Origin of the sequence: Psychrobacter sp. 1Y11, from assembly GCF_052259045.1 — a bacterium.
Lineage (GTDB): Bacteria > Pseudomonadota > Gammaproteobacteria > Pseudomonadales > Moraxellaceae > Psychrobacter.
The window spans coordinates 36381-58167 of sequence record NZ_JBQQER010000005.1; the positions used below are offsets into that span (position 1 = coordinate 36381).

The 21787-nt window shown below is 43.5% G+C and carries 22 protein-coding genes; 11 read left to right on the forward strand and 11 right to left on the reverse strand.

Annotated elements, in window-relative coordinates; genetic code table 11:
• Positions 1-98: 98 nt before the first annotated feature.
• From ACTXGJ_RS05770 to lon, 4 genes are all read right to left on the reverse strand, one after another.
• On the reverse strand, positions 99-656 hold the full coding sequence (locus ACTXGJ_RS05770; protein WP_439242757.1) for a superoxide dismutase family protein: 558 nt from the start codon (positions 654-656) through the stop codon (positions 99-101).
• 173 nt (positions 657-829) lie between these two features.
• Entirely contained in the window at positions 830-1414 is a 585-nt protein-coding gene (locus tag ACTXGJ_RS05775; RefSeq protein ID WP_443565341.1) for an META domain-containing protein, read from the reverse strand.
• Positions 1415-1453: 39 nt separating this feature from the next.
• Complete coding sequence (locus ACTXGJ_RS05780) at positions 1454-1972, reverse strand: META domain-containing protein (protein WP_443565342.1); 519 nt, start codon at positions 1970-1972, stop codon at positions 1454-1456.
• A 290-nt stretch (positions 1973-2262) separates the two neighbouring features.
• Complete coding sequence (gene lon / locus ACTXGJ_RS05785) at positions 2263-4638, reverse strand: endopeptidase La (RefSeq protein WP_443565437.1); 2376 nt, start codon at positions 4636-4638, stop codon at positions 2263-2265.
• A gap of 452 nt (positions 4639-5090) precedes the next feature.
• On the opposite strand from lon, the gene ACTXGJ_RS05790 reads away from it, so the two are divergent.
• On the forward strand, positions 5091-6476 hold the full coding sequence (locus tag ACTXGJ_RS05790) for a Na+/H+ antiporter family protein (RefSeq protein WP_439242751.1): 1386 nt from the start codon (positions 5091-5093) through the stop codon (positions 6474-6476).
• Positions 6477-6519: 43 nt separating this feature from the next.
• On the opposite strand, the gene ACTXGJ_RS05795 is transcribed toward ACTXGJ_RS05790, so the two are convergent.
• On the reverse strand, positions 6520-6978 hold the full coding sequence (locus ACTXGJ_RS05795) for a hypothetical protein (protein WP_443565343.1): 459 nt from the start codon (positions 6976-6978) through the stop codon (positions 6520-6522).
• A 136-nt stretch (positions 6979-7114) separates the two neighbouring features.
• Entirely contained in the window at positions 7115-7957 is an 843-nt protein-coding gene (locus ACTXGJ_RS05800) for a 5-formyltetrahydrofolate cyclo-ligase (protein ID WP_439242747.1), read from the reverse strand.
• Positions 7958-8167: 210 nt separating this feature from the next.
• On the opposite strand from ACTXGJ_RS05800, the gene fumC reads away from it, so the two are divergent.
• The 4 genes from fumC (at position 8168) to ACTXGJ_RS05820 (ending at position 12056) form a co-directional block, all read left to right on the forward strand.
• The gene (gene fumC / locus ACTXGJ_RS05805) at positions 8168-9568 is read left to right on the forward strand and encodes a class II fumarate hydratase (RefSeq protein WP_443565344.1); all 1401 of its coding nucleotides are present in this window, start codon (positions 8168-8170) and stop codon (positions 9566-9568) included.
• A 311-nt stretch (positions 9569-9879) separates the two neighbouring features.
• Complete coding sequence (locus ACTXGJ_RS05810) at positions 9880-10311, forward strand: ACP-like domain-containing protein (RefSeq protein WP_443565346.1); 432 nt, start codon at positions 9880-9882, stop codon at positions 10309-10311.
• Positions 10312-10852: 541 nt separating this feature from the next.
• Positions 10853-11143 carry a HigA family addiction module antitoxin gene (locus ACTXGJ_RS05815; protein WP_439242741.1) on the forward strand — a complete coding sequence of 97 codons (291 nt, stop codon included), beginning with the start codon at positions 10853-10855 and terminating at the stop codon, positions 11141-11143.
• A gap of 40 nt (positions 11144-11183) precedes the next feature.
• The gene (locus ACTXGJ_RS05820; protein WP_443565347.1) at positions 11184-12056 is read left to right on the forward strand and encodes a tetratricopeptide repeat protein; all 873 of its coding nucleotides are present in this window, start codon (positions 11184-11186) and stop codon (positions 12054-12056) included.
• 135 nt (positions 12057-12191) lie between these two features.
• Here ACTXGJ_RS05820 and ACTXGJ_RS05825 read toward each other — a convergent pair whose 3' ends face one another.
• The 4 genes from ACTXGJ_RS05825 to ACTXGJ_RS05840 form a co-directional block, all read right to left on the reverse strand.
• Entirely contained in the window at positions 12192-12995 is an 804-nt protein-coding gene (locus ACTXGJ_RS05825) for a MipA/OmpV family protein (protein ID WP_439242737.1), read from the reverse strand.
• 79 nt (positions 12996-13074) lie between these two features.
• Positions 13075-14097 carry a rhomboid family intramembrane serine protease gene (locus ACTXGJ_RS05830; protein ID WP_443565348.1) on the reverse strand — a complete coding sequence of 341 codons (1023 nt, stop codon included), beginning with the start codon at positions 14095-14097 and terminating at the stop codon, positions 13075-13077.
• Positions 14098-14269: 172 nt separating this feature from the next.
• On the reverse strand, positions 14270-15478 hold the full coding sequence (locus ACTXGJ_RS05835) for an alpha-hydroxy acid oxidase (RefSeq protein WP_443565349.1): 1209 nt from the start codon (positions 15476-15478) through the stop codon (positions 14270-14272).
• Between the two features lie 40 nt (positions 15479-15518).
• Positions 15519-15917 carry a glutaredoxin family protein gene (locus ACTXGJ_RS05840; RefSeq protein ID WP_439242731.1) on the reverse strand — a complete coding sequence of 133 codons (399 nt, stop codon included), beginning with the start codon at positions 15915-15917 and terminating at the stop codon, positions 15519-15521.
• A 285-nt stretch (positions 15918-16202) separates the two neighbouring features.
• Here ACTXGJ_RS05840 and mtgA point away from each other — a divergent pair, with 285 nt between their 5' ends.
• From mtgA to ACTXGJ_RS05870, 6 genes are all read left to right on the forward strand, one after another.
• Positions 16203-16889, forward strand: coding sequence for a monofunctional biosynthetic peptidoglycan transglycosylase (mtgA, locus tag ACTXGJ_RS05845; RefSeq protein WP_439242730.1), 687 nt, complete (start codon positions 16203-16205; stop codon positions 16887-16889).
• 106 nt (positions 16890-16995) lie between these two features.
• Positions 16996-19203 (forward strand): polyphosphate kinase 1, encoded by a 2208-nt coding sequence (gene ppk1 / locus ACTXGJ_RS05850; RefSeq protein WP_443565350.1) that lies wholly within the window; start codon positions 16996-16998, stop codon positions 19201-19203.
• A gap of 164 nt (positions 19204-19367) precedes the next feature.
• Complete coding sequence (locus tag ACTXGJ_RS05855) at positions 19368-19538, forward strand: hypothetical protein (protein ID WP_439242726.1); 171 nt, start codon at positions 19368-19370, stop codon at positions 19536-19538.
• 53 nt (positions 19539-19591) lie between these two features.
• Positions 19592-19888: a hypothetical protein gene (locus tag ACTXGJ_RS05860; RefSeq protein ID WP_439242724.1), complete on the forward strand. Its 297-nt coding sequence runs from the start codon at positions 19592-19594 to the stop codon at positions 19886-19888.
• A gap of 99 nt (positions 19889-19987) precedes the next feature.
• Positions 19988-20476 carry a hypothetical protein gene (locus ACTXGJ_RS05865; protein ID WP_443565351.1) on the forward strand — a complete coding sequence of 163 codons (489 nt, stop codon included), beginning with the start codon at positions 19988-19990 and terminating at the stop codon, positions 20474-20476.
• Positions 20477-20596: 120 nt separating this feature from the next.
• Positions 20597-20782: a hypothetical protein gene (locus ACTXGJ_RS05870; RefSeq protein ID WP_443565352.1), complete on the forward strand. Its 186-nt coding sequence runs from the start codon at positions 20597-20599 to the stop codon at positions 20780-20782.
• Here ACTXGJ_RS05870 and ACTXGJ_RS05875 read toward each other — a convergent pair.
• Entirely contained in the window at positions 20779-21444 is a 666-nt protein-coding gene (locus tag ACTXGJ_RS05875; protein WP_439242805.1) for a MiaE family protein, read from the reverse strand. The two genes, ACTXGJ_RS05870 and ACTXGJ_RS05875, sit on opposite strands and share 4 nt — an antisense overlap.
• Positions 21445-21787: the final 343 nt, after the last annotated feature.

Below are 21787 nucleotides of genomic sequence, written 5' to 3' on the forward strand. Positions count from 1 at the left end.
CCTTTGTATCTTTTCTTTATCATTTAACATTTGTTGAAGTCAATAAAAAAACCTCTTAGCTAAGAGGTTTTTTGTGCTATTTAATATAAAAAGTAATATTAGACGGTACCGATGATACCACAAGCTACGCGAGCACCTGCATCACCAGCAGGCTGGCTAGTATAGTCATCAACGCCGCCATGAACGATAAAGGCTAAGCGATTGACACTATATTTACCCGCTTGCGTGGCTGCTATCTTTTTGCTGACATAGTTTATTGTCGCCACACCGTCTTCGTTAGCCGTTAGAGTTGGCAAATCACCGGCATGACCATCCATATCGTCTGGGTTTGAATGCGGGTTATTATCAGGATTGAAATGTCCACCTGCCGCTTTACCCATATTAGCGCAGCTACCGGTCTCATGGATATGTAGTGATACGGTCTTACCTGGCGTTATATTCATAAGCTTACCGTAGACTTGCACGCCATTTTCTACTGGACGTAAATAAACTTGACCTATCTCGCGATTGCTTGCATCTGTAGTCTTAATAACGGATTGCAGCGTAGGCTGATCGATAGGATTACCAGTTTGCATTTGACCTTCGACGGTTTGACAACCTGTCACTGCTAAAGCTGAACCACATAATAGGGCACTTGTAAGCATTAATTTATTCATTATTCTCTCCAGTTGTAATTATTTTCTTTTTTGTATTTAGGGCAACATACGTTGATGTCAAAAATAGTATAGCGAGAGAGCGTCCACAACTATTGGGCAAAAGCGCAACAATCGGTTAATAAATGTAAGTTGTTAAGGACTCATTTTAATTAGACAGCGAGTCTGTATGCTGTCTAATTATTAACGATAGCGCTGTTTTTCCAAATCAGAGTCTCACCAGTAGCCATTTTTTGTGTGAGTAAGTAATAAGGCAAGCTTGGATTGTCGATATTGTTATTTGAAAGCTGTGTCAAGGTGAGCTGACTTTGACTGGACTGCTCAAGCGCTCTTATTTTATCTTCTGCCGCTTCACGTTTAGGCCCGCAGCCCATCAAGGTTTGTGGCCCTGATCCTATGATTAATGAATGATCAGCGTTCAAAGTGTAGGGACCGCCGACACCATTACAGTCGGAGCTAAAGCCGACGTGATGCTCATCGTTAAATACATAGCCAAAATGAGCCACTACTGGAAAACCGGGACGACTGAGCTCTGTAATCGCTTGGTTATCGCGATCGACTGCGCTGACCAGTCGCCAACGATAACGCCCTAATAATTCGTAAGTTATAGGCAGACCTGCAATAGGTTCGGTGGGGTTATGAGCTTTTACTACTGTAGAAGCGGAAGGGGCATTATTGGTCGTTTGACAGCCGACCAAACCTGTTACAGCAAACCCTAAGGTCAACGTCATAACCTGCATTTTATTTATGAAAGGCGTCATAGTCGTTATCCTTAAACTTTATTTATTTAGAGGTCTACTTTATTCGCGAGACTCTTTTTGCTCATTTTGCCAGAGCAGAGCTTCGCCAGATTCCATAGTTTGCAATAAGTTATAGCGCGGGTGGCTGTTTTGAGCATTTAAGGTCTTTAACTTATCTGAGGAATGCAAACTTAAGGTCAGTTTGCTACTACTACCATTCATCAAAGCAAACAAAGCGCTTTCAATGCGATTACCTGTCTGAGAGCAGCCCATATCAGTACTGACGATACTATCAACCTTAAAGGTATTATCTTTTAATAAAGTGTAGGTGGCACCAGAGCCGTTACAGTTTGAGCTAAAGTAAACATATCGGCTGTCAAAATTGCTGCCAAAGCTTACTGAAACAGGGTACTCAGGATGATAAAAGTCACTTATAGGCGCTCTGGTTAATTGCTTATTGTCATCATAGGTATTGCTCATAGCGCTCACAAGCTGCCAATGATATTGCTCTAACAGCTCGTTAGTAATAGATAAGTCAGTATGAGTAGGAAAGGCATTTTTTACTGCCGTCTCGACCATAAGTCTAGAGTGGTTTTGAATAGCATCTGTGCTAGTTGCAATTGTTTGTTGGGGGCTTGAAACAGAAGGGGACTGACAACCTGTTAATGCTGTTACTATAATTGAGGTGATAAAAATCAACGGTAGTTTTATAAAGGATAGCGTCATCAAAGTTACCAAATAAACATTTGTTTGAAATATAGCACAGCTTTGAATTAAATTGATTTATAAAAAAGCTGAGGATACAAAAAAGCCGCTTACTCTAAAGTAAACGGCTCTTAGAATTAAAGTTTAATTAGATCTAAATCAGCTTAGCTATGCAATGACTTTTTTGAAGTAGTATCCACTGTCACTTTAGCAGGCTTTAGCGGTGTTGGCATACTGACCAAGGCCGCTTTAAGTACTTCATCGATAGTCGCTACCGGCTGAATGGTTAGACCTTCCTTAACGTTATCAGGAATATCCGCCAAATCGCGCTCATTAGTCGCTGGAATCAACACGTGCTTGATACCACCGCGATGCGCCGCTAGTAGCTTTTCCTTGAGACCACCGATACGCAGGATCTTACCGCGTAACGTAATTTCACCAGTCATCGCAATATCAGGACGAATAGCGATACCGGTAATAGCTGAGACTAAAGCTGTCGTCAATGCACCACCAGCAGAAGGCCCATCTTTCGGTGTTGCACCCTCTGGCATATGCACGTGAACGTCAGTGGTCTTAAAGGTCTCATAATCGATACCTAAGCTATCACCGCGCGCTCGTACAACGCTCATTGCGGCACGAATCGACTCTTTCATCACGTCACCGAGAGAACCGGTAAAGGCCAGCTCACCTTTACCTTTCATCGCTACCGCTTCGATAGTGAGTAGCTCACCGCCGACTTGTGTCCAAGCCAGACCGGTGACCCGGCCGATCTCTGCATCTTTTTCAGCAAGACCATAGTCATACTGATGTACGCCTAGATAGTCATTGATATTGCTATCATCGACAACTACGAGCTCACGATCATCTTTTTTCGGAGCACGCGCGCCATGACTCTCAACCGAGCCGCGAACCACTTTACGGCAGATCTTATTGACTTCACGCTCCAAATTACGCACCCCTGCTTCTCGCGTATAGCTACGCACGATGCTATGCAGAGCCGCTTCAACAATCTCAATCTCGCCGTCTTTTAGACCATTCTGCTTAATCGCTTTGGGCACGAGGTACTTCTGGGCGATATTGACTTTTTCTTCTTCGGTATAGCCGGGCAGACGAATCACTTCCATACGGTCGAGTAGCGCTGGTGGGATATCCATGCTGTTGGCGGTACAGATAAACATCACTTGTGAGAGGTCCAAATCCATATCGAGATAGTGATCATTGAAGCTATCGTTCTGTGACGGATCGAGCACCTCAAGCAAGGCTGAAGCTGGATCACCGCGGAAGTCTTGCGCCATCTTATCGACTTCATCTAATAAGAATAGCGGGTTTTTAACCTCGACTTTGGCTAGCGACTGCACGATTTTACCCGGCATCGCGCCGATATAAGTCCGGCGATGACCACGAATTTCAGCTTCGTCACGGACGCCGCCCAGTGCCATACGCACAAACTTACGACCGGTTGCCCGTGCGATAGACTCACCAAGCGAGGTTTTACCGACACCTGGAGGACCGACCAAACATAGAATCGGACCACGCAGTTTTTTCACTCGCGACTGTACCGCGAGATACTCTAAGATGCGATCTTTGACATCTTGCAGACCATAGTGATCTTCATCGAGGACATTTTTGGCTTTTTCTAAATTAATAGATACTTTGCTCGTGGCATTCCACGGCGTATCTAATATCCACTCAATATAGTTACGCACGACCGAAGACTCGCTGGATGCAGGTGGCATCATTTTTAATTTCTTCAGCTCTTGCTCTGCTTTTTTGCGGACGTCTTCTGGCAGATCAGCTTCTTCTAAACGCTGCTCAAGCTCGCTGACATCATCTTCACCATCAAACGCGCCATCATTCATATCTGACAGCTCATTCTTGATCGCTTTCATCTTCTCGTTTAAGAAGTACTCGCGCTGATTGTCTTCCATCTGCTGACGCACGGCATCTTGGATGTCTTGTTCGATATTCTGCTCAGCGCTTTGCTTAACGAGATACTCCGTCAAGGTATTGATGTGCGCTTTGAGATCGTCCTTTTCTAAGAACGATTGCTTAACGTCCAAATCCATCGAGACCCGAGTAGAGATAAAGTACATCAGCTCCAACAAGTCATCGATACGTTTCGCCACGCGAGTCAACTCACGTGCATTACGTAGACGCGCATCGGCGTAGCTTTCAAACAGTCCGGTTAGCGCTTTGATGGTGTTTTTTTGTTGGCTATCGTCAAGCTTAACCTCAAGATCAGCGCGCTCAAAGGTCGCCATCAAGACGTCATCATGGCTCTGTGCATGGTTTTCTATAGCATCAACGCGGGCACGATACTGGCCTTCGATTAGCACCTTTATGCAGTTCTCATCGCTATCGTGCGGCATCGTGCTGACAATGCGGCAAACCGTACCGTATTGATAGAGGTTGTCTTGGTCAATATCTTCGGTCAGCGAGTCTTTTTGCGCGACGACGAGTACTTTATCACCATATTTCGCTTGCGCCAGCTCCACCGCTTTTACGGATGGGGTGCGGCCTACAAATAGCGCGATTTGCATGTGCGGATAAACGACCACGTCGCGTAGTGCCAATAGTGGCAAATGATTGTCTGAGCCATTATCGGTAGTGTTTTTATCGACATTTTGTTCATCAGTATCAGGCGTTGCTGCTGACACATCGATGTCGATATTGTCTTTATCAATATTATAGTCAGTCATATATTCGTTCCTTATTCACTAGACTTGTTCAGTCAAGTTAGTGTTTCATGATAGATAAATGGTGTTCTTAGATTAAATTGCAAGGCTTATCCATTAACGCAGTTTAAATAAGTGTAGGACAGATGATGGCGTAGTTTTTGACGGTAGCTATAGGCTTAGCACTGTCTATTAGGTTTTGCGCATAGGCTTTATCGGTATAATCAGGTAAAATAGCGCCCGTCTTATAGACAGGTTAATGTTAAAGTTTTTGATGATGCAAAGAGTAATATTGAGTCTAAAAAGGGGCAAAGAGTATGACCATTAATGCGGTGCTACTAGCAGTAGTGATTATGCTTGGGCTGTCACTGGCGCGAGTTCATGTGGTACTCAGTTTACTCATCGGCGCTTTGGCAGGCGGGTTGCTAGCGGGTTTAGGGGTTACTGAAACTTTAGAAGCCTTTCAAGAAGGTATCCGCAATGGCGCGCAAATTGCTTTGTCTTACGCACTGCTGGGCGCTTTTGCGGTCGCGATTGCGCATTCAGGGTTGCCGCAGTCTTTGGCGAGTTCAGTCATTAAGCGTATCGATGCTGGTGGCCCAGGTATAAAAGCAGGTGGCATGATTAAATACACGCTGTTTGCAGGTCTGGTGATGATGAGCTGTTTTAGCCAAAACCTCATTCCTATTCATATTGCCTTTATTCCGCTGCTCGTACCGCCTTTACTACTTGCCTTTAATCGCATGCAAATTGATAGACGGCTCATTGCTTGCCTGATTACTTTTGGCCTTGTCACTACATATATGTTCATCCCTTACGGCTTTGGTGATATTTATCTCAACCAAATTATGCTCAAAAACGTCGGTGAAGCGGGTATTGATATCACTGATATCTCCGTCACTAAGGCGATGGCGATTCCGGCACTGGGGATGTTTATTGGCCTATTGACCGCTATATTTATCAGCTATCGCAAGCCGCGTCAGTATCAGCAGTTAACGATAGATAAAGATGCCCGCGATGCCGCGATCGATAAAAAATCTACTAGCGACGACTTGAGCAAAACAGCAGTGAGTGCGCCCACGCAAGGTAAACTTAAAACGTTAGTCGCTTTGGCAGCCATTGTCACTGCCTTTGTGGTGCAGCTCTATACCGACTCGCTATTGCTCGGCTCGATGTTTGGCTTTGCCGTCTTTATGGCAACGGGCGTGGTAAAGTGGCGCGAAGCGGATACCGTGTTTAACGACGGTATCAAGCTGATGGCGATGATTGGCTTTATTATGATTACCGCGCAGGGCTTTGCCGAGGTCATGAAAACGACAGGAGAGATTGCGCCGCTGATTGATGGCGCGACTAACTTGTTTGCTGGGAATAAAGCCATTGCGGCACTGGTGATGTTAAGCATAGGTTTAGTGGTGACAATGGGTATCGGCTCGTCATTCTCAACCATTCCAATTATTGCCGCGATTTATGTGCCACTGTGTATCTCGCTAGGGTTTTCGCCATTGGCCACCGTTGCCATTATCGGTACTGCTGGGGCTTTGGGTGATGCAGGTTCTCCGGCGTCAGATTCAACATTGGGGCCGACGTCTGGACTAAACATCGATGGGCAGCATGATCATATCAAGGACAGCGTGGTGCCGACCTTCCTACATTATAATATTCCGCTACTGGCGTTTGGTTGGATTGCAGCGATGGTGTTGTGATTAGTAACGTATATGCGTAGCGAGTAGGTCACTCTCTACGGCTCTAAGATATTTCTCTGTCATAGATACACTGCTTTATTTGTTTAATGCTTTTATGAATAGAATACATAGAGAACAGTTCAAGATAAACAACGACAAGGATGCCATAGTCTATATCACCATTAATATAATGGTATAAAAGAAAACCTACGGAAAATATTAATAGGATTAATATAGCGTAAAATGTGAAAGTTGATAACCTTAAAAAATCTTTATCGGAAATTAAAAGCAGTTGCTCATTCTCTTTATCCGGTTGCGCTGAGAAGGTATTGACGGATAACAAATCATTATCATATAGACGCTTTTTTTCTAGCTGCCTTTCTCTATAGCTAACGATAATAAACAAAGCACAAGTGGAGAGAAAGTAAAGGAAGGAGGTTAAGCTTTCAGGTTCATCATACTCCCAGAAGTAAATACCGAACATTGCTACTCCTATCCAAAAAAATAGGGCAGCTGTCAGCACATAAAATGATCTAGATTTCTTAGTATAGTGGGCTATCACCAGAATAGACATCCTATTTGTTAATAATAATCATTATTATGTATAATAAAATATACTCTGGATTTAAACAATAGTTCTGTCTAATTAAAAATAAATATTAATTACTGTCGTCCTCAAAACCCTCTATCTCATCACTTAAACTATTCAGAAAATCATCACTTTGCGCTAGTAACTCATTCAAACGCGCCTCATTAATAACCCTAGCCAACTCATCACCGCTAAAAGTCTGTTCCTGACTGTAATAAAGCTTCTCTCTAAAATCATCATTGCCAATATTTTGCAAGTAGCTATCAACGGTATCAGCGCTAGAGGTTTCTGGTTCTGTTTCTTTGATATGAGTAGGGTTGAACCAACGCAGTCCGCTTGGCGTAATCAAGCCATCTAAAGGCACATCCCAAGGTTGAGTTTGCAACTCTTCAACCACCTGAAAGTCATAACACCAGCCAATACGTAAAGGTTTTTTTACTCCTGATCGATAGCTTTTACCAAGCGTTGTATCGTAAAAACCGCCACCCATACCCATGCGATTGCCTTGTTTATCAACAGCAACTAAGGGACAAATAATCACGTCCAAATCCGTTGCCCATAGTAGCTTACGATGGTGATTTTGTTTCATACCAAGACTATGAATACGAGTCGGCACATTGATAAGTTTTTTGTGATAAATCGGTACAAAACGCAGACGTTTATCCTCATGACCTAGTGAACCAACTACGGGCAAGTAAGCCTGATATTGCAGACGCTGACACCAGTCTAATAGTGGCTGAGTAGGCAACTCACCAAAGTCATCATAATAAATGCCGATACGCGTATGAGCAGGCAAACGCTGCTGGAGTTTGACTAAGTGTAAGCTGGCCGCTTGAGCTAAATGTCTACGCTCAGTAGTAGAGAGCTGACGGCGCTGGCGAGTGAATTGCTTTCTGGATGGATTAGTAATCATAGTATTAAGGCATTATTCAATAAAAAAACTTTAGGGTAATGATGGTCATTACAGATTATCTCTAGCTATAAATACTCGCATCAGCTTGGAGAAATTTATGATAAGCCATGCTATCATAACCCCACTTTACAGCCTATTTTCCTTATGTGCAGCCTTAGTTGCACTTTTTATAATAAACCAGTTATTTATCACTAATAAAAGAGGATAGTTATGTCACAGAATCAGGCAACGCGTACCGAAAAAGACACCATGGGTAACGTTGAAGTACCCGCAGACGCTTATTGGGGCGCGCAAACGCAGCGTAGCCGCGAGAACTTCAAAATCGGCGGCGAGACTCTACCGCGTCCGATGATTGAAGCAATGGCGCTAGTCAAAAAAGCCGCTGCGATTACCAATGCTAGCCTAGAGCGTATCGAAGACGATAAGCGCGACTTGATCGTGCAGGCGGCTGACGAAGTCATCAATGGCGGTCTGCAAGATCAGTTTCCATTAGTCGTATGGCAGACGGGTTCAGGTACACAGTCGAACATGAACATGAACGAAGTATTGGCGAATCGTGCTAATGAAATTGCAGGAAACGAGCGTGGTAGCTATACGCCTATTCATCCTAATGACCATGTCAACCATGCTCAGTCTACTAACGACAGCTTCCCAACCGCTATCCGTGTCGCAGCTGCTCGTCAAATTAATAGCCTACTTATCCCAGCAGTAAAAGCCCTACGCGATACCCTAGATGCTAAAGCCAAAGAATTCGATAGCATCGTTAAAATCGGTCGTACCCATCTACAAGACGCCACACCTTTAACGCTAGGCCAAGAGTTCAGCGGTTATGTCAGTCAGCTTGACCATTCATTGACTCGCATTGATAACGCGTTACAAGGCCTATATGAGCTGCCACTAGGCGGTACAGCAGTGGGTACAGGTCTCAACGCTCACCCTGATTACGCGGTAAAAGCGGCTGAGCAATTATCAGAGCTAACAGGCTTGCCGTTTGTTACTTCACCAAATAAATTTGAAGCCCTAGCGGCGCGTGATGCCGAAGTCTTTGCTTCTGGTGCCCTCAAAACTTTAGCGGGTAGCTTAAACAAAATCGCTAATGATGTGCGCTGGTTGGCTTCTGGCCCTCGTTGTGGCCTCGGCGAGTTGACTATTCCAGAGAATGAGCCAGGCTCATCCATCATGCCGGGCAAAGTCAATCCAACTCAGTCAGAAGCCATGACTATGGTTGTGGCACAAGTGATGGGTAATGACACGACTATCAGCATGGCAGGCGCATCAGGTAACTTTGAGCTGAACGTCTATAAGCCTGTAATTGCCTTTAACTTACTACAATCTATTAAGTTATTAGGCGATGCTTGCAATAGCTTTAACGATAATTGCGCGGTAGGAATCGAGCCTGTCAAAGAAAAAATCGATGACTTTTTGCATAACTCGCTCATGCTAGTGACCGCCTTGAACCGTCATGTTGGCTATGAGAACGCCGCGAAAATCGCTAAGACTGCTTATAAAGAAAATAAAACCCTTAAGCAAGTTGCGGTTGAGCTTGATCTAATGACCGAAGCGCAGTTTGATGAGTGGGTCACGCCAGAGGATATGGTGCATCCTTCTTAGTTTAGATTTACTGCTTAAGATTAAAAAAAAGACCTTGTCAAATCCTGATATAAAGGACGACAAGGTCTTTTTTTTATCCATTATGTGAAGTCAATCCAACGCGCGAAACAATATCTTACGCTCTGACAACAAGCTCACTCATCGTTATAACAGCTAAGAATACTATTTCAGTTAGACTAGAGGGATAGATGACGATCAAGATAAAAGCGCTATAAAGTCTCAAAATAAAACAAAAATAATCACTAAATAAAATCTTTAGGGCTATTTTCTGACTATCTATAACTATTTTAATAAATTACAGAGGTACTATAATGAAAAATATAACGGTAGCATTATCATCAGCGGCTATTATGATGGCAGCGTTGGGCTCGGGTTCTGCATTGGCTTACTCAGATAACGTCATGGAACCAAGCGAGAGCTACGATACCGCGATTAAGCATAGACAAGTGAATTATACTTGCCAAAATAATAATAAAATCAGCGTGACTTACGGCTTTAATAAGCAGTATTTGCCTACCTTTGCTGAGGCTACTCTAAATGGTAAAACAAGGTTTTTACCGATTAACTTAGCTCGTACGGATAACGTCTCAACCGTGTTTGGCGATGAAGACAACTTTAGTATTATGACCGGACCACTGCGTCTGAATAATTACCACACCTCATCAGCCAACATTCAAAACGCTAAGAGCGAAATCGTCTATAAAGGCTGTGAAGTGGCTTCTATTGTGAAGATTAAAGGCTAGCGAGTAGGGTGTGGTTAGCGAAGCGCCACCGATTTGATTTCAACTAAGAAGACCTTGTCATGTTATATGGCAAGGTTTTTTTGTTTTTAGAGCTGGGAGCTATTCCCGCTTTGTGCTTGTATCTGCTAGTCTAGCTGAGGCGGTGGCTACGGTTTGTAGTGTCTCTTGCTCCGCGAGCCACTCCAAAACCTAGCTTCCGCAACTCACCCAAACCAGCAGGATACCGCTGCAATCAGGGCTAGCGGCGACATCTTGATTTTGCGTAGAGCTTTTGTAGTTCAAGCTTTAATATTTTATAAAGCTTAAAAGTGCTCAATTCGTAGGTTGGTGTGGAGCTTGCGACACCTAATGATTTGACAAATATAAATGAAGTAATAAAAATTAATCTATAAAGTTTTGATGAGAAGTTAAACTAAAGAGGTCTTGGTAGTGTGTCGCCCCGCGCACCATGATTGAGAGCTATCCCTAGAATCGGTGCGCAGGGCGGCACCCTACAAGTTATCTAAACTTTAAAATTTATTGAGCACTAAAGAGAAACACTATGATCAAAAACGGTATGCGTCCCATTCATCCCGTTAAAGTTTTAGAAGAGGATTTTCTTGGTCCACTAGACATGAGTGCCTATGCGCTAGCAAATAAGCTTGGGGTTACTCCTGCACGTATAAACGAAATCGTACGTGAAAAGCGAGGTGTTACCGCTAATACAGCGCTGAGATTGGCAAGGTATTTTGGCGATAGCCCGCAGTTTTGGTTAAATTTACAATCTACTTATGAGCTACGTTTAGTTGAGACCGATGACTTAGCGTTTTTAGACGATATTGAGTATGTTTAATAAATTGTGGATAGTTCTTTAGCTTAATATAGCTACTTTTTTGACTGATAAAATGGCCGAACCATTAAGGATTTTTATGCTTCAAAATTATAAATTTGTTAAAATAGTTACGAAGAGTAGTTTATTAATATTTTTATTGATCGGACTCTCTACATTAGCCTCAGCGCAAATTGCAATGACTACTGAAGCACTTGAAACGCAACAAGCTTTTGATTTAGATTATTCTATTAAGCAAGAGTACCAGTCAAGTGATGAGGTTGAACAAAACTTCCCAGAAGGAGTTCACAAGTATCTTAAATCAGCAAATGACGGTGATGCAGTTTCACAATACATTGTTGGTGCAATGTACTTAAATGGCGAAGGAGTTGCTGAGAACTATGATCAAGCTATTGCTTGGTTTACGAAAGCCGCCAATCAAAATGATATTGATGCTCAGTACATTTTAGGAGCACTTTATTTTGAAGGTGTAAATGTTGATAGAGATTATACTAAAGCTAGAAAATGGTTCCTGAAAGCTGCTAATCAAGGAGAGCCAAATGCTCAGTATGCCTTGGCCTCAATCTATAGCTCAGGGTTAGGAATAGATTCAGACTATCTAGAAGCATCGAAGTGGTTTAGAAAATCTGCTGAACAAGGCAACATTAATGCTCAATTCTTCATAGGTTTGTTATATCTTGAAGGTAAAGGAGTCAAAAAAAATTATTCTGAAGCCATAAAATGGTTCACTACTGCTGCTGAACAAGGTGATTCAAAATCACAAGTAAATTTAGGTTGGATGTATTTAAATGGCTTAGGCGTTAATTTCGATCATATAAAATCATTAATTTGGTATCGCAAAGCTAAAGAGCAAGGAGATAACTCAGTTCTACATCCTCTTGGCAATAGAAGAGAAGAGCTTATAAAGAATGAGTGACATAAGATATAAATTCAAAATCAGTTTCATTTTTCTACAACTGATGTGCAACATACGACCCTAACATTCATCCCATTCAAAACAGAAAAAGCCAAGCAAAACGCTCAGCCTCTTCAAAATTATATCTTCAAACCCCTAAAACTTATAAAGCAACCCAAGCGTGGTCGTGGCATCAGTACGCGAGTCAACCATCGGGCTATCGTATTGCTCATTCGGCAAGTAGCTTAAGCTTTGATTAAAGAATCCTGCAAAGCGCTCATTGATGTCGTAGTTGGCACTAATATTAATGTAAGGATTCAAGCTTGAATTGGATTTATAAGCGGCGACGCCTGTTTTAGCTGACTCTTTATCACTGACGCCATAATAGTATTCGTTGTAGTCGTCATCATAATATTCAAAACCTATACTTGGATAGACGGTGAGCTTATTTTTAGTAATACGCGCTAGATAGGTTAAGCGAGCAGTATTACCGCCACTACGATCTAAGATATCAGTAGCGGCTTGAATACGGAAACCGCCAACAGGGGTGCGACGTAGATAAGTGATACCGGCTGCGGCAGATATCTTACGCTCATCGAGACCTTGCAGCGCGCCATTGGCATCATCAGGATCGAATGAATTGCCTGCTAATTGAGCGTAGGCGGATAGCTGGTTGGTGCCATCGTTAATCAGATAAGCGCCAGCACTAGCTCCGCGCGCGTAGATTTTATTATTGTCATAAAATACGCCCGGTAATACCCGCACTTCGTTGTCGTCCAAATCATAAGCACTATTGGAATAGAGCACGTTGACGCCTACGCTGAGCTGAGCGTCTTGATCGGCAGCCAGGTTTTTGAAAGGAGCAGCGCTTGCTGTGCCAGCAGCGCTCAAGAGCATCGTGGCTGCGAAGGTGGTGAGTACAGCGCGATAGGTAATGCTTGGAGCGGATAGTTTAAACATAGTCGTGTCTCATGAGCAGGGAAGGTAAGGTCGAGAATTGGTTTAGCGTTATCGATTACGTTAATATTAACTTAATTTGTTATTCAGTAGCTGCCAATATTTGCAGTATTTGGTTATGGATATCTTGCCACCACCAGATGAAACTAACTGTGATAATAAGCATGACTATCCAAGGCAGTAATTGCCAAATGAGGCTAATTTTAATCGGCTCTGGCACAAACCTTTTTGGATCAATATAAGTGGGATACTGATTAATATAGTCACCACTTCGCTCTAAATTAGCGCTATCTGCGTTATTATTTAAGTTTACAGGGATTTGGCTATCATTATCAGCAAATATATTGGTAAGGGGCGGATTATCGCGATGAGTGTTTTGCAGGCTAGTTTGATAGCTATGCTGATGGTTACTTGAATAGCTGTCTTGAACCGCGTTTTGATAAGCTTGTTGCGCACCAGCCATAGCCGCTTGCTGTGCTAGCTCCCGCTGACGATAAGCGAAGGCAATAGGCAGCGCGATGAGCAAGCCGGTAATCGCGCCGCCGATATGACCGGCATTATCGATGCCAGGAACCGCAAATCCGTACACTAAGTTGATACCCATAATGATGACTAGGCTTTTTAGATTGAGCATCATGCCATTGACTGACATCTTAAAAAACGCTGCTACTAGTAACGCTGCACCGATGCCCATGATACCGCCTGATGCGCCAGCGGATAGACCAGGCTGACCACTGCCATCTATAATTGCTTGCCAAGTCACATGGTTATTGAGGACGTTACCGCCGATTACCGCTAGTAAAAATAGCGCCAAGAACTTACTGGAGCCAAACATCGGCTCAGCGATTTGACCAAAAAAATACATCGCAAAGCTGTTAAACAGCAAGTGCATCAGGCCAATATGCAAAAATCCGCTACTGATTAAGCGCCAAGGATCTTCGCCCATCGTATAAGGCAAAGCATTCGCGCCCCAATTGAGTAGCGCCTCTGTAGAGGGATTGTTAGCATCCACTCCAGTCAGTAGTTGTATAACAAACAGACCGATAAAACTGATAAGCAATATAGTGGTGACAGGCGCGGTGCTAAAGAGCTGCTTAATAGTCATAAATGAAGTTATATTGATGATAAGTAAGGATGAGCAGTATAAAGGTTTGCGCTGCTATAAAAAAGAATACCTATGTATCTAAGTATCTAAGCGCTGTCTTTAGCTTTGGCAACTAGGAATACTATTTATACTATCAACTGCTCCTATATTTGATGCTATCAACGCATCCTTACTACCAACGCATCGGTGCAAGATAAGGCAGAGCTGATTTGAGCTGCTCATAAGTGCCGTTCACTAAGATATCCTCGGTGACTTTATTGATATCGGTATGACCACAGAATGCCATGCTGATATCGCATTCGTTATAGATCAGCTCCAGTGCGCGGCGTACACCGTCTTCACCATAAGCGCCCAGTCCATAGAGAAACGCTCTTCCGATCATCGTGCCGTTAGCGCCTAACGCCATCGCTTTGAGCACATCTTGTCCTGAGCGAATACCACTATCGAGCCAAATCTCAATCTGGCTATTTTCCGCTCGTACCGCTTGTACTATATCGCTAAGTGCGGCAATAGAGGAGGGCGCACCATCGAGCTGACGACCGCCATGGTTAGAAACTACTAGAGCATCAGCGCCACTACGCGCGGCTAAGATAGCATCCTCAGGCTCCATGATACCTTTGATAATCAGCTTGCCGGCCCATTGATCTTTGATGCGCGCCACATCATCCCAGCTTAGGCCAGGATCGAATTGCTCCGCTGTCCATGCCGATAAGGAGGAGATATCCTCGACATTTTTAGCATGACCGACGATATTGCCAAAGGTACGTCTTTTGGTACCCAGCATATTTAGGCACCACTCAGGCTTAGTCATTAGATTTAGGATATTAGCGAGGGTTGGCTTTGGCGGCGCAGAGAGTCCATTTTTGATGTCTTTATGACGCTGACCGAGCACTTGTAGATCGGCAGTCAATATCAGCGCTGAGCAATTAGCATCTTTTGCGCGGCGAATCAAATTGGCCATAAACTCTTGGTCACGCATCACATAGAGCTGAAACCAAAACGGCGTATTAGTATTTTGAGCCACATCTTCAATCGAACAAATACTCATGGTCGATAGCGAAAATGGTACGCCGAATTTCTCCGCAGCGCGGGCGGCTTGTATCTCACCATCCGCCCACATCATACCGGTGAAGCCAGTAGGCGCAATGGCGACCGGCATTTTGACTTTTTCACCAATCATCGTAGTCGCAAGCGAGCGGTTTTCCATATCGACGAGCACGCGCTGACGCAGCTTAATACGATCAAAATCGGTTTCGTTATTACGATAGGTGGTTTGCGTCCATGAGCCTGAATCGACATAATCGTAAAACATTCGCGGCACTTTACGCTCGGCAACGCGGCGCAGATCTTCGATTTCGGTTATCTTAGATAAGTCTTTCATCGTAGTCTCGATAGTAAGGTACTGTTTATTATGGTGCTTATTATTCGTTAGTTTTAAGCGATTCTTCACTCAACAACTGCTGCAAATCCAATACTGAAAAAGGATAATCTAAGCGCTGGAGAGGCGTGAGTACCACGGGGATAGTGGTGGCAAAGTCCATCATCAGCGTCTCATTTAAGTCGCTGATATCTATATAATGATAAGTGACAGGCTGCACCGCTGCTAACTGATTCATTAGGCTCTCAGCGACCTCACACAAGTGACAGCCTGTCGTGCCGAGTAACCATGCTTGATGACGGATGTCGTTACTGGAAAGTCTGGGTAACGCTTCTATCAAACGTTCTCTGAGCGCATTGATGGTTTTATGGTGAGTGGCATTATTATTGTAACTATTATCGTCATTGTCTGTTTGATAGTGTTGTAGGTCGTCATTGGGCATAGCTATACTCATCTTTGTATTTAACTTTACAAACATCATAAATTTTTGGGCTTTAGGTTTGCTTATGCCCTTAGCGGTATAAGATAGAGAATAGTCATATGATAGAGAAATCTTGCCTATAATAACAGTAGCCGTGACAGCGATTGTGAGATTGGGTAAGATAGCTTGCTCGCTGACGATTTAGATTGCAGATGCAAATGAATGCTTTGAGTGACAATTTTAAGCTTTTTTAGTTTTGGTAAATTTTTATAACGCTTCATCCTTACTTATTCGGATATCTTGCGCATGACAAGTTTTGCTAGTTTTTTTAAACGATTGTTAGGAGCGATTATACTAATAATCGTCGCTTTTCATATACTAGTTGCCGCTTTGCTACTGGTATGGAAGAGCCAGCCCATTAACAATAGTATGTTTATGCTGACTCATCGTCTGACCGGCGGGGAGGTCACCCAAGAGTGGGTAGAATATGATCAAATCGCTAAGTCCGCTAAGCAAGCGGCTATTGTCAGTGAAGACTCGACTTTTAGTCAACACAATGGCTTCGATATGAAAGGTATCAAAGAGGCGCAAAAAAAGAATGAAGCTTCAGGTAAGGCGACTGCTGGTGGTTCGACGATTACTCAGCAATTGGCCAAAAACTTATTTTTGACCTCGCATCGCTCTTATGTGCGTAAAGCCGATGAGGCGGTCATCACCGTGATGATTGAGACGATTTGGGACAAACCGCGCATTTTGACCGCTTATTTAAATGTCGCCGAGTTTGGTAACGGTATCTACGGTATCGAAGCCGCAGCTAGACATTATTATGGTAAATCTGCCGCTGATCTTAATCGTGATGAGTCAGCACTTCTCATTAGTATGCTGACCAATCCAAAATATTATGAGGACAATCAGGGCAATAAACGTCTGCGTAATAAGCAGCGCATTATCAAAAACCGAATGAAAAATGCCGTATTACCACAAGTTGCATAACCGCTATTAATGATTTACAAGCTTTTAGTACAAGGCTAATAAAGCTATTTATTGACGCTAATATAAAGGCGTTCTAGTATTTTTAATCACAACAAGGAGTAGTGAGATGGCTGATAATCCCAACGAAGCAAAAAATACTCGTAATGCCATTGATAAAAAGCAAACCACGACACTAAGCCACGAGCGCTCAGCCAATGATCACCTCACTGAACTAAACTGGCAACGCTTTGATGATGGCAGTTATTCATCGAGCGCTTACATTCATCGGGATCTGTCTTTATTGCAGTTTAATCTACGCGTTTTAGCGCAAGCGGCAAGCCCTCGTCATCCTCTCCTTGAGCGGCTATTCTTTTTGATCATATTTTCCTCAAACATGGATGAGTTTTTTGAGATTCGCGTGGCGGGCATCATGCAAAAGCTCAATATAGGCGATGTCCCTAGCAGCCCGCATGGTATGCGCCCAAGTGAGATACTAAGTGAGATATCAGCGGTGGCTCATGAGGCTATCGATGAGCAGTATCGTATCTTGAACCAAGATATCCTGCCAGCGCTAGCAAAAGAGGATATTCGCTATCTGCGCCGTGATGAGCTGAATGCCGAGCAATCGGCGTGGATGAAGCGCTACTTTATTGAGCAAGTCTCGCCGGTGCTGACTCCGATTAGTATTGATCCGGCGCACCCATTCCCGCGACTAGTTAATAAAAGCCTTAACTTTATTGCTACTTTAGAGGGCAAAGATGCCTTTGGCCGCGATATCAATTTAGCGATTGTACCTGCGCCGCGTAGTCTGCCGCGTGTCATTCGCCTGCCTGATGAGCTGACGGACGGCAAAGAGCACCATGTCATGCTCTCAGCCATCATCCATGAGCATGTGGGCGAGCTCTTCCCCGGTATGAATGTCACCGGCTGCCATCAGTTTCGTTTGACTCGAAATGCCGATCTCGATCTTGCGGACGATGTCGATGATATTGCCAAAGCACTGGAGGGCGAGCTTGAAAACCGCCGCTTTGGCGATAAAGTTCGGCTTGAGGTCACTACCGATTGCCCAACGCCTATCAGCGATTATCTGCTGAACGAATTTGAATTGCATGATAATCAGCTGTACCGGGTAAATGGCCCAGTGAACTTAACGCGGTTATTATTTGACTTTAATATTCCCAAGTTGCGTTATCAGTCCTTTACCCATATCGTCCCCAAGCCGTTTCGCCGTGAGTTCGATAAGCTCGATAGATCGACTAGTATGTTTGGCGCGATGCGTAAAGGGGATGTGCTCGTTCATCATCCTTTTCATGCCTTCTCGCCGATTGTGAATCTGCTATGGCAAGCGGCAAGTGATCCTAAAGTATTAGCGATTAAGCAAACCTTGTACCGCTCAGGCACCAATTCTGAGATTGTCCAAGCCTTAGCCGCTGCTGCTCGTAATGGCAAGGAAGTGACGGCGGTGATTGAGCTGCGCGCACGTTTTGATGAAGCCTCCAATATCGCGGTTGCAAACTTCTTACAAGAAGCGGGCGCGGTCGTTGTATACGGTATCGTCGGCTACAAGACCCACGCCAAACTGATGCTTATCGTCCGCCGCGAAGACGATCGCATTCGTCGTTATGTGCATCTTGGTACGGGTAACTATCACGCTGCTAATGCCAAAGTCTATACGGATTATGGGCTATTCACTGCTGACCCTGATATCTCAGAGGATGTGCATAAAATCTTCCAAGAGCTGACGGGAATGGGTAAGCCTGCCACTCTCAAAAAACTGCTACACGCACCTTTTACCTTGCATGATAAATTGATGAGCTTTATTGATGATGAAATCGCTCATGCCAAAGCAGGCAAACGCGCACATATGATTATCAAAGTCAACGCCTTAACCGAGCGCCGACTGATTAGCAAGCTCTACGATGCCTCACAAGCTGGGGTCAAAATCGAGCTTATTTTACGCTCAATTTGCTGTCTGCGTCCGCAAGTCAAAGGGCTATCTGAAAATATCACCGTGCGCTCAATCGTGGGACGTTTTTTGGAGCATACGCGCATCTATTACTTCCATAATGGCGGTGATGAGCGTTTGTATTTGGGCAGTGCCGACTGGATGGATCGCAACTTATTTCACCGCGTCGAAGTTGCCTATCCTATTGAGGATAAGAAACTCTTCGCGCAAATTTATCAAGACGGTCTGCAAAACTACCTTAAGGATAATGTACAAGCTTGGACGCTAGCAGGAGACGGTCGTTGGCAGCAGTTGAGTCCGGCGCAGAACGCTCTGCCGCATATTGCGCAAAACCATTTACTCAATGTCATCAATCACGTTGATGAATAAACACTAATCACGCTCTTCTATCCTGTAAAGGTTACAAACTGTCTTGTAACCTCACATTTATTCACATATTGATACGGCAGTACACTGGTGCATGGTTTGTGCTTTTTTCTATAATCAAAGGTAGTTCTTACCTACCATTCAATTATAAGAATAGGAATCACACTATGAGTAACACTAACGATAATAAATCTGATGTTCAGCAAGCCGCAAATAAAGCTGACGCTGACAAAATTGAAAAAAATTTAGAGCAAGATAACACTTCAGGGACACCCGAAGAGTTATCAGAAAATGAAAAAACTTCCTTTATAGATGACCAAACTCGCACTGATAAGTAATGAGCTGCTAAAGGAGTAGAGAGTCGTCAAAATAATCGATAGAGGGAAATATCATGGTTAACAAATCAACGATTACGGATAATAAAACACAAACGGCAGTGGATAATATTGGGCCTAACGACGAAGAGATCGTTCCTATCGATGACCCAGTAGACGCTAAGCGGGAGAATCCAACTGATAGCTATGAAGGCCGGAAGCACGAGCCAAATATAGATGGTCCTGAACAAGCCTCACAGGAAACTGATGAAGTCTATGCCGACCCTCGCAGAGAAGAGAACCTTCCGGCAGGTGGCAAAAATGTAGCTGACTTAAATGCGCACGACTTAAGTAAAGACAATAACCAAATTTAATTTGTACTTGCTTGTCTTGTATAGATAGCTGTATAGAAGGCTTTTACCTTACTTATTTAAACGACGTCCACATCTATAATTACAACAAAGGATGAAACCATGCAAACTAAAGATCCAGCTCTAACTAAGACACCTATTAGTAGCCATGACGCTATAAGTGAAATGGTCGAAAATACAAATGACAACAAAGATCCTAAACATTCTGAGCGCGAGCAGCGCCACATTGATGAGACAGTGAGTGCTAGTGACAGAGTAGATGGCGCTGCTACTGTTAGAGATGATGCGAATACGCCTCGTGAAGGTTCCGTAGAAAACCATGAAGATATTGAGCGCAATACCACTGTTAATAAAGGTACCGATACTTTTGAAGATGAGATTGTAGACTCAAAACACGTCAATGATGGCGACAATCCAGCGCGTCAACCGGATCGCCGTGATCAAAATGGCAGTAGCGCTTTTGATGAAGGCGTCAACGATCAAACGGTGGGTAGTGAAGCGCCTCAGAGCGAAGCGCTTAACGATATGAACCGTTACGCAAGCATCGACAACGCGCAAACTCGCATTTTGAATCCTGATGAAAAAGATTAAATGTCTTACCAATAAGGTTTGAGCGTATTCTTAAGTTGAGTAGTTGAATTGCTCATTTATCTGTATCGAAGATATGCTCTAGCATTAGGGTTTAAAATAAATTATTGAAAAGGATTATTCATGAAAAATGATAACAAAGACTATAAGTTAAAAGACGCGGATGATAATGAAGGTATCGTGCCAGATGATGCGCTACAAAAGGTAAATCCAGCTGCTGCTGAGAAAGCCTCAGGCGATCATGATCCGCATAATATTGCCAAAGAGCATAAACAGCACGATACCAATGTCACTGAAAATAAAGACTAATCAGGCACGCCGCTATGAAAGCGTAGCTCGTTATCAGGACTGGTAATAAGCTCAGCCTCTACCGCTCTAAAAAAAGCCACGCGTTCATCGATATTCTCGGTCGCTAGTGACTGTGCTAACTGTAAATAATCTTCAAAATGACGACTCTCAGACTTGAGCAAATAACGATAATATTTGGCCAAGCGCTCATCTTCTATTACCTCTGCAAGCGCAGCGAAACGCTCACACGATCGCGCTTCTATAAAAGCCCCAATAATGAGTACATCGACCATTGCCGCAGGCTCATAGGTGCGTTTGTGTTTTAGCATGCCTTTTGCATAACGGCCTGCGCCTAGATGTTGCCACTCTTGACCACGCTCCTTCATAATCCCTAATACTTGCTCATAATGCAGCATCTCCTCCCGGACTAACTGGGCCAGTTTGCATTGCAAGTCATGCGAGAACTCATAGCGAAACATTAGATTCATTGCGGTACCTGCCGCTTTTTTTTCGCAGTTAGCATGATCTTGAATAATAATAGGCAAGTTGTTGATTGCCGTATCTATCCACGCGCGTGTTGTTCGACCTGATAAAAACGCATAAATCGCTGATAGATCGATATTTAAAGTTGAGGTCTGAGCAGACGAGGTGTATTGGGGATTTAAGCTAGCGCTATTATTCATCTTGGCTACAGAAGCTGTTTTATTTAGTTTTGCATCTTCGTTTATTGATTTGATTTCGGTATCAGTCATAGTCTAATCATGTAAAGTGGATAGTTCAGTAGATTTTATCATTGCCAGCTTCGTTCAGCAGAAATGATTACTTACAGTTTAATCATACTCATAAGTCATGAGCGTCCTAGCGCTTCTTTATACGAGTTAAACAAGCCCTAGTAAAGGCTATCATATCTGTACAAGGCGACTATTTAGCTACTAAATAGTGCATTCTTGTTAATTTCCTGATTTGATAGTAGGATAATCTTTGATTTTAGAATAATTATGTCATAGATTATTTTAGCATGAGCCT